Genomic DNA, 14,928 nt, shown 5'->3' with positions numbered 1-14,928 from the left:
TCAACCCTATTTTGAAAGATATCCGTACATTATCATTAGACCAGCTTAAAGACTACTTTGTGTCTTTGGGAGAAAAACCGTTTCGTGCGAAACAGGTCTACGACTGGCTATGGAGTAAAAACCTCCATTCGATTGATGAAATGACGAATCTTTCGAAAACCCTTCGTGAAAGAATTTCCGAAGAATATACCATTAATCCGGTTTCTGTAGACCAGCTTCAAAGAAGTTCTGACGGAACCATCAAAAATGGAGTAAAACTCCATGATGGATTATTGGTAGAATCTGTTCTTATTCCAACCGAAACAAGAACTACGGCCTGTGTATCTTCACAGGTAGGCTGCTCATTAAACTGCGAATTCTGTGCTACGGCAAGACTGAAAAGAATGAGAAATCTTGAAGTAGCCGAAATTGTAGATCAGGTTGCCCTGATTGACAGTCAAAGTAAAATGTATTTCGACAGACCGCTTTCCAATATCGTATTCATGGGAATGGGAGAGCCGATGATGAACTACAAAAATGTGGTGGAAGCGATCAGAAAAATTACCCAGCCTGAAGGTTTGGGAATGTCTCCAAGAAGAATTACCGTTTCTACATCCGGAATTCCGAAAATGATCAAAATGCTTGCTGATGACGAACTGCGTGTGAAATTGGCCTTGTCCCTTCACTCAGCAATCGAATCAAAGCGTAATGAGATCATGCCTTTCTCAGATAAATTTCCATTAACGGACATTATGGAAGCGCTTCAGTACTGGTACCAGAAAACAGGTTCCGTGATTACTTTCGAATATTGTGTATGGAAAGGCATCAATGACGGAGATGAAGATATTAAAGCCTTGATCAGGTATTGCAGACAGGTTCCTTCTAAAGTAAACCTGATCCAGTACAATCCAATCGGAGACGGAAAATATGACCAGTGCAACAAGCAAGCGGAAGAGAATTATGTTCGTCAGTTAGAAAATGCCGGAATTACCGTTATGATCAGAAAAAGCCGTGGCGGCGATATTGATGCAGCCTGCGGACAATTGGCCAATAAAACAGCCGATTAAAATTTCCTTAAAAAATCGAAAATTTCTCTTAAAAATTTCTTAAAGTCCTACCTTTGCATTAAAGTAATACGTGATGATGGACTTTTTAATGAATGAAGACGGTCTTGAAAGTGTATACGCATGGGCAATTCCGTTGCATGCCGCTGTTATTTTGGCCGAAATGATCTACAGCCACGTTTCAGAAGCTAAATTGTATAGTGGGAAAGATGTTGCTACCAATGTCTATCTTGCCCTGATGAATTTTGGTCTGGATCTGATCATGAAGGCTTTCGCCATGGGAGTCATGTTTTTCTTTTACAGCCACAGGCTTTTCTCATGGGATTTTACACTATGGTATTGGCTCATCTGCTTTGTGATAACAGATTTTGCCTATTATGTACTGCATTATGTAGATCATCGCTCAAGAGCATTCTGGGCGGTTCATATCACGCATCACAATTCAGAATTCTTTAATCTTACAACCGGGTTCAGAAGTCCTGTTCTACAGCCGCTTTACCGATATTTATATTTTTCTCCGCTGGCATTTTTAGGATTTAATCCATGGCACATCATGGTTGCGTATGCTATCGGGCAGGTATATGGAACCTGGGTGCACACCCAGACCGTAAAAAGTATGGGCTTCCTGGAATATATTCTGGTTACCCCTTCTCATCACCGGGTTCATCATGCCTGCAATATCAAGTATCTGGATAAGAATATGGGAATGTGTCTGATCATCTGGGATAAAATCTTTGGAACTTTTGAAAAAGAAGATCCTAATGTGCCCGTAAAATTTGGTATTTATCCGAAAATGCCGGATAATAGAGCGGACACGGTTCTGTTCTATGAATGGAGGAAAATATGGAAAGATCTCCGGCAGCCTGGCCTTACATTTACAGACAGAATCAACTATATCTTCAATTCTCCGGGATGGAGACATGACGGAACCGGAAAGACGGTAAGGCAATACCAGAAAGAATACTGGGCAAGACAAGCAAAAAAACAGGAACAGAAAAAGCAGTCTGCCTGATGTCTGTACATTCATTTTACATCAATAAAAATCTACAATAAAAATCGATGGGACGGGCTTAAGCCCGTTTTTTATTGAATGAAAGATCAGAAATTGTAATGTTCATTCTTTCAATTATTCATAAACCTTTATTTTTACCCTATGAAAAAGATCCTTCTGTTTATTACAGTGATAAGTTTCCAATACGTGGTTGCCCAGCAGACCGAATTTTTGAAGATACGCAAACACAGAGTAGGCTATTTAGATGATAAGATCAAGGAGACTTCGGGCCTGAGTATTTTTAATGGGAAATTATATACTTTCAATGACAGTGGTAATGATCCTGAACTTTTTGAACTGGATGAAACAACCGGGAGCATAAAAAACACCCTTAAAATCAATGCAAAAAATAAAGATTGGGAAGCTTTGACGAATGACGGGGAAAATTTCTATATCGGGGATTTTGGAAATAATGCCGGAACGAGAAGAGATTTGGAAATCTACAAACTACCTTTCGGGAATGGTGAGCCAAAAAATGACTCCATTGCTAAAATCTCTTTTTATTATCCGGATCAAACGGAATTCATTCCTAAATATACCGACAATGACTATGATGCGGAAGCGATGATTTACCTGAATGGCAAGCTGCATATCTTTACCAAAGAATGGACCTCAAAATCGACTACTCATTATATTGTTGATCCGGAAGTATCTGAAAAACAGGAAGCCCGGAAAATTGAATCTTATAATACCAATTTTGTAGTAACTGATGCTGCTTATTTTGATAAAAAGCTATATTTGGTTGGATACACCAAAAGAACAGAAGTCTTTATGAATGTATTTACCGAAGCGGAACCAGGGGTGTTTTTTAAAGAAAAACCAAGGCATTATTATCTGGGAAGCGCTTTAGCGGTAGGCCAGATTGAAGGTATTGCAGTTGATGAAAGAGGAATATACATTTCAGGTGAGAAATTTAAATCGAAGTTTGGAAAGGCAGAACCGGCACTTTTTTTTATTTCGAAAGACCAACTCAAAGATTAATTATATCTTAAAATTGCCTGAAAAAAATTATCTTTGTGATCATTAATTAGTATTTACCTATTATTCACAGATTGTGGCCAACATTGTAGAAGACATCAAACAACCGATCAATGAGGAAATGAAACTTTTCGAGCAGAAGTTTTATGAATCAATGCAGAGCAAAGTGCCTTTATTAGATAAAGTAACCCGTTTTATTGTTACTACCAAAGGCAAGCAGATGCGCCCAATGTTTGTGTTTCTGTGTGCCAAGCTGATTGGTGAGGTTAATGAGAAAACCTATCGCGGAGCTTCCATGATCGAGCTGATCCACACGGCTACACTGGTGCACGATGATGTAGTGGATGAAAGCTTCAAACGTCGTAATTTTTTCTCAATCAATGCTCTGTGGAAAAATAAAATTGCTGTTTTGGTTGGGGATTATCTTTTATCCAAATCCGTATTGCTTTCTACAGACCATAAAGATTATGATCTGCTCAGCGTAATTTCCAGAACGATCCGTGAAATGTCAGAAGGCGAACTTCTTCAGCTTGAAAAGGCAAGAAAACTGGATATTACGGAAGAGGTCTATTATGAGATTATCCGCCAGAAAACAGCAACCCTTATTGCTGCCTGCTGTGAGATAGGGGTTTTATCCAATAACGCTGATGAAGTTCTTGCCAAAAAGATGCAGGACTTCGGAACCTATACCGGAATGGCTTTTCAGATCAAGGACGACCTTTTTGATTATCTAAGCTCAAATGTTATCGGAAAACCTGTAGGGATCGATATTAAGGAGCAAAAAATGACACTTCCTCTGATCCATACTCTGAAAACAGCTTCAGAAAAGGACAGAAAATACTATTTCAATACCATAAAACGTTATAATAACAATCCTAAACGGGTAAAAGAACTGATTGAGTTTGTTAAAAGCTCAGGCGGTCTTGACTATGCCGTTAAAGTGATGAAAGATTTTCAACAGAAAGCCAAAGATATTCTGAACGAATTCCCGGATTCTGAACCCAGAAGATCTTTACAGAGTATGCTGGATTATGTTATTGAGCGAAAGTTTTAGACTAAATAATCTTCATTGTAAGAATAATAACAGCTAGAACTATACAAAATAAGGCGATTAAAAATAAATAATCCGCAATAGTCTCAAACCTGATTTCCCGCTTTTCATGCTTGGTCCTGATGGCCAGGAATGAAAAAAAACAACTGCATGCAAAAAGAAGACAGGCAAGACCTGCAAATTCGTCTAAATGCGTGTTGTGACTGATCTTTGTGATTTTAAGAGAGGTGATGATGATCAGTGAAAACCCTAAAAGATTACTGGAAGCATTCAGGATATGAGGTGACTTTTTTTCCATCTGTTACAATTTTTTTCAAAATAAAACACAATTTTTTTTATTATCAAATTTTTAAAAAAGATTATTAAAAATTAAAATTAATTTAAAAATTGTATATTAGCGGAATACTTGAAGAATAAAAACTTTTATATCTAGCTATGCAGACAACTTATATTGAAACACAGCAAATTTCCTTCCAGGATTTTAAAAATCAGATACTTGAAGACTACAGGTTAGGAAGGATTTCTCGCGAAATGTCTTACCTCGGAAGAAGAGAAGTGCTTACGGGAAAAGCTAAATTTGGAATTTTTGGAGACGGTAAGGAGCTTCCGCAGCTGGCCATGGCAAAAGTTTTCAGAAACGGAGACTTCCGTTCAGGATATTACAGAGACCAGACTTTTGCATTAGCAGCAGATGCTTTAACCGTGGAAAGTTTCTTTGCACAGCTATATGCTGATACAAGCGTAGAAAGAGAGCCTGCCTCAGCTGGAAGACAGATGAACGGGCATTTTGCCACAAGAAGTTTAAATGAAGACGGAAGCTGGAAAGATCTTACGGCTCAGAAAAACATCTCTTCTGATATTTCTCCTACTGCAGGACAGATGCCAAGATTATTAGGATTGGCACAGGCTTCTAAAGTTTATAAGAGTGTAAAATTTGAAGGATCAGAAAAATTCTCGAAAGATGGGAATGAGATCGCTTTTGGTACCATTGGTGATGCTTCTACAGCAGAAGGCCATTTCTGGGAAACCTTGAACGCAGCATGTGCCCTTCAGGTTCCTATGATTGTTTCTATCTGGGATGATGGTTACGGAATTTCTGTACCAACTAAAAACCAGAGAGCAAAGGCTGATATTTCAGAAATGTTAAGCGGTTTCCAGAGAAAAGAAGGCGAAAACCAGGGATGTGAGATCATTCAGGTAAAAGCATGGGATTATCCTGCATTATTGGATGCATATGCCAGAGCAGAACATTTTGCAAGAACAGAAAGCATTCCGGTAGTGGTGCATGTGATAGAAGTTACCCAGCCTCAGGGACATTCTACTTCCGGTTCTCACGAAAGATATAAAAATGAAGAGCGTCTTGCCTGGGAAGCAGATTTTGACGGATTGGTGAAATTCAGAGAGTGGATCCTTAATTATTCTATAGAGATTGAAGGTAAAGAAGAAATCATTGCTACTGCCGAAGAATTAGATGCTATTGACGAAGAATCTAAAAAAGCAGTAAAAGCGGGCCAGAAAAATGCCTGGGAAAACTACCAGAAAGCTATTACAGATCTTATTCAGTCTGTTCTTCCTTTGGTAGAAAACCTTAAAGGACAGAATACTGAAGTGGAAGGGTATATTGCCCAGTTCAGCAAATTGGTTTCCAAAGCTAAAAAAGATATATTCCACCTGGCAAGAAAAACCCTTATGGCAACCAGAGGAACTCATTCTGCGGAAAGAAATCAGCTGATGCAGAAGTACCAGGAAGTATTTGAAGTGGAAAAAGATAACTATTCTTCCCATTTGTATTCCCAGTCTCAATGGAAAGCTGAAAATGTAAAAGAAATCAAACCAGTTTACTCAGATTCTTCTGAAGAAGTAGACGGAAGAGTAGTGGTAAGAAATAATTTCGATAAAATTTTTGAAAAATATCCTGAAACTTTAGTATTTGGTGAAGATGCCGGAAATATCGGTGATGTCAACCAGGGACTTGAAGGAATGCAGGAAAAATATGGTGATGTACGAGTAGCTGATACAGGAATCCGTGAAGCTACGATCCTTGGACAGGGAATCGGTATGGCGATGAGAGGATTGAGACCAATCGCTGAGATCCAGTATCTGGACTATATCCTATACTGCCTTCAGGGAATGAGTGACGATCTTGCAACGGTTCAGTACAGAACAAAAGGAGGTCAGAAATCTCCGGTAATCATCAGAACAAGAGGGCACAGACTGGAAGGAGTATGGCATTCAGGTTCTCCAATGGCAGGAATCCTGAACCTTTCCAAAGGTATTTTAGTATTGGTACCTAGAAACCTTACCAAAGCAGCAGGATTCTATAACACGATGCTTCAGAGCGATGATCCTGCGGTTATCGTTGAATGTCTGAACGGATACAGATTAAAAGAAAAACAGCCTGATAACTTAGGTGAATTCACTGTTCCTGTAGGTAAAATTGAAGTGACAAAAGAAGGAAAAGATGTTACTTTGGTCACTTACGGCTCAACATGGAGAGTTGTAATGGAAGCCGCAGAAGAATTGGAAAAATTGGGAATTTCAGCTGAAGTTATTGATGTTCAGTCACTGATTCCTTTCGACCTTTCTCACGAAATTGCAGACAGCGTTAAAAAGACCAACAGATTGGTGGTGATTGACGAAGATGTAGAAGGAGGTACTTCCGCATTCATTTTACAGCAGATCCTTGAAAAACAGAAAGCGTTCAGATATCTGGATTCTGATCCGTTAACGATCGCTGCAAACGACCACAGGCCTGCATATGCAAGTGACGGAGATTATTTCAGCAAACCATCTTCAGATGATATGGTTGAAAAAATCTATGCGATGTTCCACGAAACCAATCCTCAGAAATATCCTTCATTTTAATCAGGATTAAAAATATAACTAGCCGCTTTCCAATGGAGAGCGGTTTTTTTGTGGGTAAAACAAGAGTAAATATTTTTTATAATTGCGACGGCAGACAAAGACAAATTATAGCGGATGATTCCAGTCTTGAATTTTGTATACTTTTTTTTGACTATGTCGAATCTTCGATTTCAAGAAAAAAATGATAATTTTCAGCTTTATGCTCATCCTGATTTCTGCCTGATCCTTAATTCCATTTAAATTCCTACATTTGAATCAATATCAAACTACTTTCCATGAAAATCACCAAGCTTGTCATCCTGTTCAATTACAAGAAGATCGTTTTAGGAGCTGTTATTTCTTTCATTCTTTTTCTTTTATCTTTCCAGGTGGATTCTCATGAATGGATTCTGTTTTTAAGAATAATCGGTGTTCTTATCCTCTTGAATATCATTGCATCAGTTACAGCGTCTTATATTCTTTATGACAAGTCCGATCTTTATGAATTAAATAATTTGAAAGATATTGTAGACTGGAATAAAACAGAGAAAGCGGTCTTAGTTCATGCCAGTTTTGATCCTTTATCCCGACATTTAGAGGAAAAATATCCGAAACTACATTTAACGGTCTGTGATATTTACGGTAACAGGCATGAGCATGAAAGCGGAATAAATGTTTCAAAAAAACTGTTTCCACCCAATGAGAAAGAGATCAAAATATCACCCAATCAGTTGCCTTTTGAAGACGGTTCCCAGGATATTATTCTTGCTGTTACTGCCGTTCATGAAATACTGAATCATGATCAGAGGGTTTTGTTCTTTAAAGAAGCTAAAAGAGTAGTTAAAAAGGGAGGATTAATCATTATTTCGGAACAGTTCAGAGATGTAACCAATTTTATCTTCTTTAATATAGGTGCTTTTCATTTTCTAAGCCGCAAACAATGGGAAAAAGCAATCTTTTCTGCCGGTTTGAAAATATCAGAGAATAAAAAGATCACTCCTTTTGCCGATATGCTGGTGATAAGAAATGATTGAAGTTATTTCCATTGAAAATAAATGAAAGCATTATGAAGTTTGAATTGTAAGAGATTACCGAAAACCTTTGGCTTTCTTGCGCCTTAAAAACAGTATAATAATTCAAAATCCTTTAGTTTTCCAACTTCTCAATCTTTGAAATATCTCTCGCAGATTTTTTGTAGGCTAAGATTGTAATAGCCGAAGGACAACCAAAGCCTCATAGAATCAACGGAGTTGATTCTATCCTTTGCATCCTGAAATCATCAGTATCAATCATCAACTTTACATTTAATTCTTTTCTCCTATTTTACATAAACAGTAAATTAATTTGTGCATTGGTAGCAAAAATATTTCCCACTGATCGCACACATTTTCAAGGATGGTAAAAATTATTTTGGCAGCTCAATATCAAGGAATAAATAATTAAATCTGCTCAATCTGCAGCATCTGCGAGGCTAATCTTTTTTTCTTCTTTACTCAATACACTGCAATGCTCAGACTGCATTTCTTTATTCTGATATTGTGCTTCCCATTCCTCCAGTTTATATAAAATAGGCAGTAAAGCCAATCCTTTTTCTGTAAGGGAATATTCCACTCTTGGAGGCAGCTCTTTAAATTCTTCACGGATGATCAATCCATCGGCTTCCATTTCTCTAAGCTGGTCGGTCAGTACCTTTCTTGAAATCACATTAATCCGTACAGCCAGCTCCCCGAAACGCAGCTTGCGGTCCTTGATCACAAGAACAATAATGGGTTTCCATTTGCTTCCTAAAGCAGACATTGCCTTGCCAAGAGGGCAGCTGTATTGCATCAATTCATTCTTTTTCATGGGAAAGATATTTATTTCTTGAACATCATATGGAATCGGAATTTCATATGTTACTTCAATGTTACTATTGTAGGTTACCGCGAAGTTACCACTATTTTTTTAATGAAAGATACAAAAACAAACTATTATTAGTTACTTTGTGTAACAATTTAAAAATGCACTAGCAAAAAATATTACAAAATGAGTACAGAATCACTGTTTACACCATTTAGCTATAAAAATTTAGAGCTTAAAAACAGAATCGTTATGGCTCCAATGACGAGAGCCCAGTCTGATAATGGAGTACCAACTCTTAAAATTGCAGAATATTATGCAAGAAGAGCGGCTTCAGAAGTAGGATTGATCCTTTCGGAAGGTACAGTCATTAACAGACCAGCTTCCAAAAACCTTCAGAATATCCCGGATTTTTACGGAAATGAAGCATTAGCGGGCTGGAAAAACGTTATCAATGCTGTTCATCAGAATGGGGGCAAAATGGGGCCTCAGATCTGGCATGTAGGAGATACCAGAATGGCAGAGGATTATCCGCTGGTTCCAATGGAAAAGGCATCTACCATGACCATTGAGGATATTCAGGATACCATTGCCCAGTTTGCCGCTTCTGCCAAATCAGCAAAAGACCTTGGATTCGACTGTCTGGAAATCCACGGAGCTCATGGGTATCTTATTGATCAGTTCTTTTGGGAAGTAACCAATACCAGAACTGATGAATACGGAGGAAAAACGATTAAAGAAAGAAGCCGTTTTGCTGTAGAAGTTGTAAAAGCAATCAGAGCGGCAGTAGGAGAGGATTTTACCATTATTTTACGTCTTTCCCAATGGAAACAGCAGGATTATAAAAGCAGGCTTGCCGAAACTCCAAATGAAATGGAAGACTGGCTTTTACCGTTAAAAGAGGCCGGAGTAGATATTTTCCATTGTTCACAACGCCGTTTCTGGGAACCGGAATTTGAAGGTTCTGATCTGAATTTTGCAGGCTGGGCCAAAAAGATCACCGGGCAGCCAACAATCACAGTAGGTTCTGTGGGATTGAAAGGTGATTTCCTTAATGCATTTGCAGGACAGGGAACCGAAAAAACAGATCTTACCGAACTGACACGCAGACTTGAGAAAGAAGAATTTGATCTGGTAGCAGTAGGACGTGCTATTCTTCAGGATTATCAATGGGTTAAGAAAATCAAAACCGGAAATATGGAAGAACTGCTGGACTTTTCGGCAGAAAGCATGGGGAATCTGTTTTAATGTGAATATTGAATAGTGAATTTGCTTCGCAGTCAATTGTTTGGGGGGTAAAGATTCACTTTACGGAACAAAAATTAACGGTCACCATTAGCATTTACCCGTCATAAAAATTTCAATACACTTTATTTTATATTTAATTTTTCACCTATTTATTAAAAACTGCGGCTTTCGGAAATTTCTGAAAGCCGCAGTTGATTTTTTTATCTGCATCCATTCATTGCCGGTTCACGAGCCCATCAATATGGTTTATTGAATGGATAAACTTTATCCTTAGAAGAACACTTAAGTTTAAAAAAACTGCTTTATCTGCGTTATCATCGAGCATAAAAATCTGTCGCGGATCTGCACATGTTTGCCTTGTAATTAAAACGTTATAGGTTTCCAAAATCTATAACGTTTAGAGTCCGCGAGATAAAAAGATCTTTGTAATCAGTGCAATCTGTGGGAAACCTTTATCTCCAAACCAAAAAAGTTTCAAAAGAAGAAAACTTCATTACTCATCATTAATAAAAAAATCCGCTCCAGATGACGGAGCGGACTACTAACAGATTTAAATATCTAAAACTGCCGTAACGGCAATAGTGATTGTGTTTATAAACCAATATTTTTGGTTGGTTTCAATTGTTTAAGAATGTTTTTTGGAATTGCATTCTTGTGAATCAGGATCGCGGTAGATTTATACTCAACGTAAGGTTTTGTTACATAAAGATACCCCTCAAAATCATTGGTTACACCCCATGAGTTTTTAACCATATAATATTCCTTTCCGGTCTGGTCCTTAGCCAATCCTACAATATGCATGCCGTGATCATCTGTTGTAGAAAGATTATTTAAAGCTTTCTGACGCATATCTTCAGTAATGGTTTTATCTTTTTTAGGTTCTGTAAACAGAGACTGTTTATTCTCCGCGTTGATTTGGTCCAGATCCATGTCCGGAACATAGGCTACACCGTTTTTATAAGAGAAATAAGGCTCGGAAACATCAGTAGCCCAACCTACAGAATATCCTTTGCTTACAGCATTGTCAATGATTGCTGTAAGATCTTTCATCGGAACATTCCAGTCAGAATCGTGGCTCCAGTTATCAGGAATCGGAACTACAAATTTCTGGTAGTATGGATAATCTTTGTAAGAAGAAATTTCTACATAATCTTCAGGATTGATGCCTACAACTTCTTTAGCGAAAGTCTTCGGTGTATAATTTTTCCCTTCGTAAGTAAAATTAGCAGGAACTTTTCCAAGGTATTCATCAAGGATAGCATCTACAGAATTCATCCAGTTATCCGTAAGCTTTCCTTTTGAACCTGCCTGCACAAGGCTGTCAAGAACAGGTTTAAGTTTTTCCTGCATTTCCTTAAAATTATTAAGGGTTTGTCCGGCTTTTAGTCCGGTATATACATCCTGAGGTACAGCTCCGTATTTTTTGTACATATTGATCACGTCGTGAAGTTCACCTCCGTCACCCCAGCTGATCGCTCCGCTGTTCAGTACATATAATTTAGCTTTGTCGTGGTATGAATTTCTGGCAGTAAAAATTTCAGCAAGATCTACTGGTTTTTTACCCATTCTCTGCATTTCAGATTCAAGGAAAGAATTTCCTGAATAACTCCAGCATGTTCCGGAAGAACCTTGGTTTTTTACTGAAGTAGCTCCTACGTCTTTTAACGTGGTAAACTGAAAATTAGCATTTTGAGAGTGATTGTTTTTTAGTTTGTTGATCAAATCATCTTGGGCAAACATCATACTTCCTGCAGACAAAACAAAAAGTAATGACATAAATTTGTTATTTTTCATTACTATAAAAAGATTATTTATATGAATAGTCGTTCATAGTAAAGATTTGTTACAAAGGGAAAAGTTAAATTTGAAACTGAAAATTTTTCATAAATAGGGAGGTATTATAAGACAAAGAAACGATTTTAAAGACCAGATAATGAGAGGTTTTCTTTGCATATCAGACTTTTACGTCTTCTTTGTTTATTGATGAATTTCCTTTATTTATTTTAGAAAAAAGTTAATATGTTTCCAACCTATCCGAAAGTTAATGCATCTATATCAGTATAAAGCCATACTATGGAAAGAGAATTACTAATAGAATGCCAGCGTAACAGCCGCAGTGCACAGCGGAAAGTTTACGAGACCATGGCGGGCCGGCTGTATTCAGTCTGCAGACGCTACCTGAAAAATGATGAAGATATTGAAGAAGTATTGGCAGATACCTTCTACAAAATATTCACGAAGATTACCCAGCTCCAGAACCTGGATACCTTTGAAGCATGGGCCAGAAAAATTGCAGTGAATGAATGTCTTCAGAAATTAAGAGCAGGGAAGACACAATTCGTTTCTTTAGAAGAGGGCTTTATAGAAACATCCGGTGCACCAGCAGAAAGTATTTCTTTTGAAAAGGATATCCTCAGCCTGTTGAGCTTTCTTCCCGAAGGCTGCCGGGCCATATTCAATCTTTTTGCGATTGAAGGGTATCCGCATAAAGAAATTGCAGCCATGCTTTCCATAAGCGAGGGAACTTCCAAGTCCCAGCTCAATTTTGCCAGGAAAAAACTACAGGAACTTTTGGTTAGTCAAAACATTTAAACTTTACAACAATGGAAAATAATCACGATATAGATAAAAGATTCAATGATGCTTCAAAGCTTTCAGAAGAACCTGCCGGATTTCCTGGTTTTGAAAAAGTTTGGGCAAAAGTTGAAGAAAAACTGGATAAAAAAGAAAACAAAAAGAAAATCATTCCGGCATGGTTCCCTTATGGAATTGCAGCCAGCCTGATCCTTGGTCTGGGAGTCTTTTATTTTCTGAATAAAAAAGATACGGTTCTTCCCTCACAGCCTGTGATTGCAAAAAGTACAAAAGAAAAGCCTTCAGGAACTCATATTCAGAAGATAGACAGTACGGTAAAGGCTAATATTCAGAAAGAAATAAAAGAAATTGAACCTCCTGTTTTAGCATATAAGCCGATAGTAGTGCCGGAACCGTTTATTCCTCCTGTTTCCTGCCATCTGCCGGAACCTCCAAAAATATATGAAGAAAATAGGGTTTCCCGGATTGAAAGTGATACGCTGAAAGAAAGGAGTATAGATGAGGTAGTCATGATAGGGTATGGAATGAAAAAAACAGCCTCAGTCGCTTCATCAAGCACTTTAATCGCCTCATCAGATGTGAGTGCTTCTTCTGCCTTAAGCGGAAGAGTAGCAGGGGTGTCAGTTTCTTCACCGGGAGAGAAAGGATCTGAAATCAGAATAAGAGGAGCCAGCAGCCTTGGAGCTGTGAAATCTCCACTTTACGTCATAGACGGAAAAATCATAGATGCGAAAGCGGGGATATTGAATGTTTTAGACTCTAAAAATATCAAAGAACTAAAAGTACTGAAAGGTTTTGAAGCAACCTCTTTATACGGAAGCAAAGCCAGTGAAGGAGTGGTGGTCGTTACAACCGTGAAAGGCCTGTCCGAATCTGAACTTAAAAAAATTAAAGAAATTCCATCCAAGAAAGAAGAAGATCCTGAGCCGGAAAAAGAACTTCCGAAAGCAGGACAGCTGACAGCAGGAGAACTCAATGATTTTTCCAAATGGGAGTACTGGAAAGATATTGCCGTTCCCACCCTTAACGAATATAAAAATAGCTGGAAATTCTTCCCGGACAGAAGAGTGTCTGTTCAGCTGGTGAATAAAAATAAAAAACCAGTGATCGGGGAAAAAGTAAAGCTTTTGAATGATAGAAAAGAAGTGATCTGGGAAGCGGTTTCTGACAACTTAGGAAACGCAGAGCTGTGGATCAATCCCATGACTGAAGGCGGAGATTTTTCAGGAAAATATTCTCTGACTGACGGCTCAGGACAAACCATCAGTACCAATATAAGGGAATTTAAGAACGGGCAGAATCTTATTGTATTGGACAAACCCTGTATGATCAAAAGAAACTTAGATATTGCTTTTGTAGTAGATGCTACCGGATCTATGGGGGATGAAATCTCTTACCTGCAGTCTGAGCTTCTGGATGTGCTTAAAAAAGTAGAAGGAAACCTTAAGAATACAGACGTACGATATGGTTCTGTTTTTTACAGGGATAAAGGTGATGAATATGTAACCCGTAAATTCGATTTTTCTGAGAATGCAGAAGATCTGATCAGTTTTATAAAGAAACAAAAGGCAAGCGGAGGCGGAGATACCCCGGAAGCCGTAGTAGAAGCATTGCAGGTTTCTATAGATGAATTAAGATGGAGCAGCGGAAATTCAGCGAAAATAATGTTTCTGATCCTGGATGCACCGCCACACAGGTCTGATGAAAATATTGCCGTTCTTTATGAAAAAATAAAAGCGGCTGCCCAAAAAGGAATTACCATTATTCCTCTTGCAGCAAGTGATACAGACAAGCAGACCGAGTATCTGATGAGAACCTTCGCCCTGATGACCAACGGAACGTATACTTTCCTTACCAACGACAGCGGAATAGGAAATCATCACATAAAACCGACGATTGATTCCTATGAAGTGGAAAAACTGAACGCCCTGCTGCTAAGGCTGATTCTGCAAAGAGCAACCCTTCCGGAATGCCAGAACGGAATTACCAATCAGAACCTGAATAAAAAACTGGAAACAGAAGCCAATAACCAGGAGGATTCTAAAGTCACCATCTTCCCGAATCCTACCAAAGGGCTCATCAATATCAAATCCAGAAATGCCGTAGATGAACTGTTTGTCTATGACCTGGCTGGCAAGATCATCATGAGAAAAGAGAAGCTGGAAGGAGGTAAAAACACAATCGACATCACGGCATATCCTCAGAGCATTTATCTGATAAGAATGAGGTTCAATGACCGTTGGGAAACCTTTAAAGTGATTAAAAATTAATGACAAAAA

General features: G+C 38.2%; 12 protein-coding genes. 9 read left to right on the top strand and 3 right to left on the bottom strand.

From position 1 onward, the window contains the following. Nucleotides 1-11 precede the first annotated feature (11 nt). From rlmN to FW768_RS06955, 4 genes are all read left to right on the top strand, one after another. Nucleotides 12-1,046: a 23S rRNA (adenine(2503)-C(2))-methyltransferase RlmN gene (gene rlmN / locus FW768_RS06970; protein ID WP_153394024.1), complete on the top strand. Its 1,035-nt coding sequence runs from the start codon at nucleotides 12-14 to the stop codon at nucleotides 1,044-1,046. Between the two features lie 73 nt (nucleotides 1,047-1,119). After that, nucleotides 1,120-2,055, top strand: a complete 936-nt coding sequence (locus FW768_RS06965) for a sterol desaturase family protein (RefSeq protein ID WP_153394022.1) — start codon at nucleotides 1,120-1,122, stop codon at nucleotides 2,053-2,055. A 141-nt stretch (nucleotides 2,056-2,196) separates the two neighbouring features. Then, on the top strand, nucleotides 2,197-3,075 hold the full coding sequence (locus tag FW768_RS06960) for a hypothetical protein (protein ID WP_153394020.1): 879 nt from the start codon (nucleotides 2,197-2,199) through the stop codon (nucleotides 3,073-3,075). 73 nt (nucleotides 3,076-3,148) lie between these two features. Further along, a complete protein-coding gene (locus FW768_RS06955) occupies nucleotides 3,149-4,126 on the top strand; it encodes a polyprenyl synthetase family protein (RefSeq protein ID WP_153394018.1) in 978 nt (325 codons plus the stop codon). 1 nt (nucleotide 4,127) lies between these two features. On the opposite strand, the gene FW768_RS06950 is transcribed toward FW768_RS06955, so the two are convergent. Then, entirely contained in the window at nucleotides 4,128-4,421 is a 294-nt protein-coding gene (locus tag FW768_RS06950) for a hypothetical protein (protein ID WP_153394016.1), read from the bottom strand. A 137-nt stretch (nucleotides 4,422-4,558) separates the two neighbouring features. On the opposite strand from FW768_RS06950, the gene FW768_RS06945 reads away from it, so the two are divergent. Further along, nucleotides 4,559-6,988, top strand: coding sequence for an alpha-ketoacid dehydrogenase subunit alpha/beta (locus FW768_RS06945; protein WP_153394014.1), 2,430 nt, complete (start codon nucleotides 4,559-4,561; stop codon nucleotides 6,986-6,988). A gap of 275 nt (nucleotides 6,989-7,263) precedes the next feature. Next, nucleotides 7,264-8,001: a class I SAM-dependent methyltransferase gene (locus FW768_RS06940; RefSeq protein ID WP_153394012.1), complete on the top strand. Its 738-nt coding sequence runs from the start codon at nucleotides 7,264-7,266 to the stop codon at nucleotides 7,999-8,001. 415 nt (nucleotides 8,002-8,416) lie between these two features. Here the strand turns inward: FW768_RS06940 and FW768_RS06935 are convergent, their stop codons facing one another. Next, complete coding sequence (locus FW768_RS06935) at nucleotides 8,417-8,812, bottom strand: winged helix-turn-helix transcriptional regulator (protein ID WP_153394010.1); 396 nt, start codon at nucleotides 8,810-8,812, stop codon at nucleotides 8,417-8,419. A gap of 180 nt (nucleotides 8,813-8,992) precedes the next feature. Here FW768_RS06935 and FW768_RS06930 point away from each other — a divergent pair, with 180 nt between their 5' ends. Continuing rightward, the gene (locus FW768_RS06930; protein WP_153394008.1) at nucleotides 8,993-10,054 is read left to right on the top strand and encodes an NADH:flavin oxidoreductase; all 1,062 of its coding nucleotides are present in this window, start codon (nucleotides 8,993-8,995) and stop codon (nucleotides 10,052-10,054) included. A 591-nt stretch (nucleotides 10,055-10,645) separates the two neighbouring features. Here FW768_RS06930 and FW768_RS06925 read toward each other — a convergent pair. Next, nucleotides 10,646-11,830 carry a C1 family peptidase gene (locus FW768_RS06925; protein ID WP_153394006.1) on the bottom strand — a complete coding sequence of 395 codons (1,185 nt, stop codon included), beginning with the start codon at nucleotides 11,828-11,830 and terminating at the stop codon, nucleotides 10,646-10,648. Nucleotides 11,831-12,127: 297 nt separating this feature from the next. On the opposite strand from FW768_RS06925, the gene FW768_RS06920 reads away from it, so the two are divergent. Continuing rightward, a complete protein-coding gene (locus FW768_RS06920; protein WP_153394004.1) occupies nucleotides 12,128-12,646 on the top strand; it encodes an RNA polymerase sigma factor in 519 nt (172 codons plus the stop codon). Nucleotides 12,647-12,657: 11 nt separating this feature from the next. Then, nucleotides 12,658-14,919, top strand: a complete 2,262-nt coding sequence (locus tag FW768_RS06915; protein ID WP_153394002.1) for a TonB-dependent receptor plug domain-containing protein — start codon at nucleotides 12,658-12,660, stop codon at nucleotides 14,917-14,919. Nucleotides 14,920-14,928 lie beyond the last annotated feature (9 nt).

This window comes from Chryseobacterium vaccae (genome assembly GCF_009602705.1).
Lineage (GTDB): Bacteria > Bacteroidota > Bacteroidia > Flavobacteriales > Weeksellaceae > Chryseobacterium > Chryseobacterium vaccae.
This window is presented reverse-complemented; position numbering and strand designations above follow the sequence as displayed.

What these genes read in the sequence shown, in the direction of transcription:
- FW768_RS06960 (WP_153394020.1), top strand. Translation starts at nt 2,197, where the DNA reads ATGAAAAAGATCCTTCTGTTTATTACAGTGATAAGTTTCCAATACGTG.
- FW768_RS06925 (WP_153394006.1), bottom strand. Translation starts at nt 11,830, where the DNA reads ATGTCATTACTTTTTGTTTTGTCTGCAGGAAGTATGATGTTTGCCCAA.
- FW768_RS06940 (WP_153394012.1), top strand. Translation starts at nt 7,264, where the DNA reads ATGAAAATCACCAAGCTTGTCATCCTGTTCAATTACAAGAAGATCGTT.
- FW768_RS06920 (WP_153394004.1), top strand. Translation starts at nt 12,128, where the DNA reads ATGGAAAGAGAATTACTAATAGAATGCCAGCGTAACAGCCGCAGTGCA.
- FW768_RS06950 (WP_153394016.1), bottom strand. Translation starts at nt 4,421, where the DNA reads ATGGAAAAAAAGTCACCTCATATCCTGAATGCTTCCAGTAATCTTTTA.
- FW768_RS06965 (WP_153394022.1), top strand. Translation starts at nt 1,120, where the DNA reads ATGATGGACTTTTTAATGAATGAAGACGGTCTTGAAAGTGTATACGCA.
- FW768_RS06915 (WP_153394002.1), top strand. Translation starts at nt 12,658, where the DNA reads ATGGAAAATAATCACGATATAGATAAAAGATTCAATGATGCTTCAAAG.
- FW768_RS06935 (WP_153394010.1), bottom strand. Translation starts at nt 8,812, where the DNA reads ATGAAAAAGAATGAATTGATGCAATACAGCTGCCCTCTTGGCAAGGCA.
- FW768_RS06930 (WP_153394008.1), top strand. Translation starts at nt 8,993, where the DNA reads ATGAGTACAGAATCACTGTTTACACCATTTAGCTATAAAAATTTAGAG.
- FW768_RS06945 (WP_153394014.1), top strand. Translation starts at nt 4,559, where the DNA reads ATGCAGACAACTTATATTGAAACACAGCAAATTTCCTTCCAGGATTTT.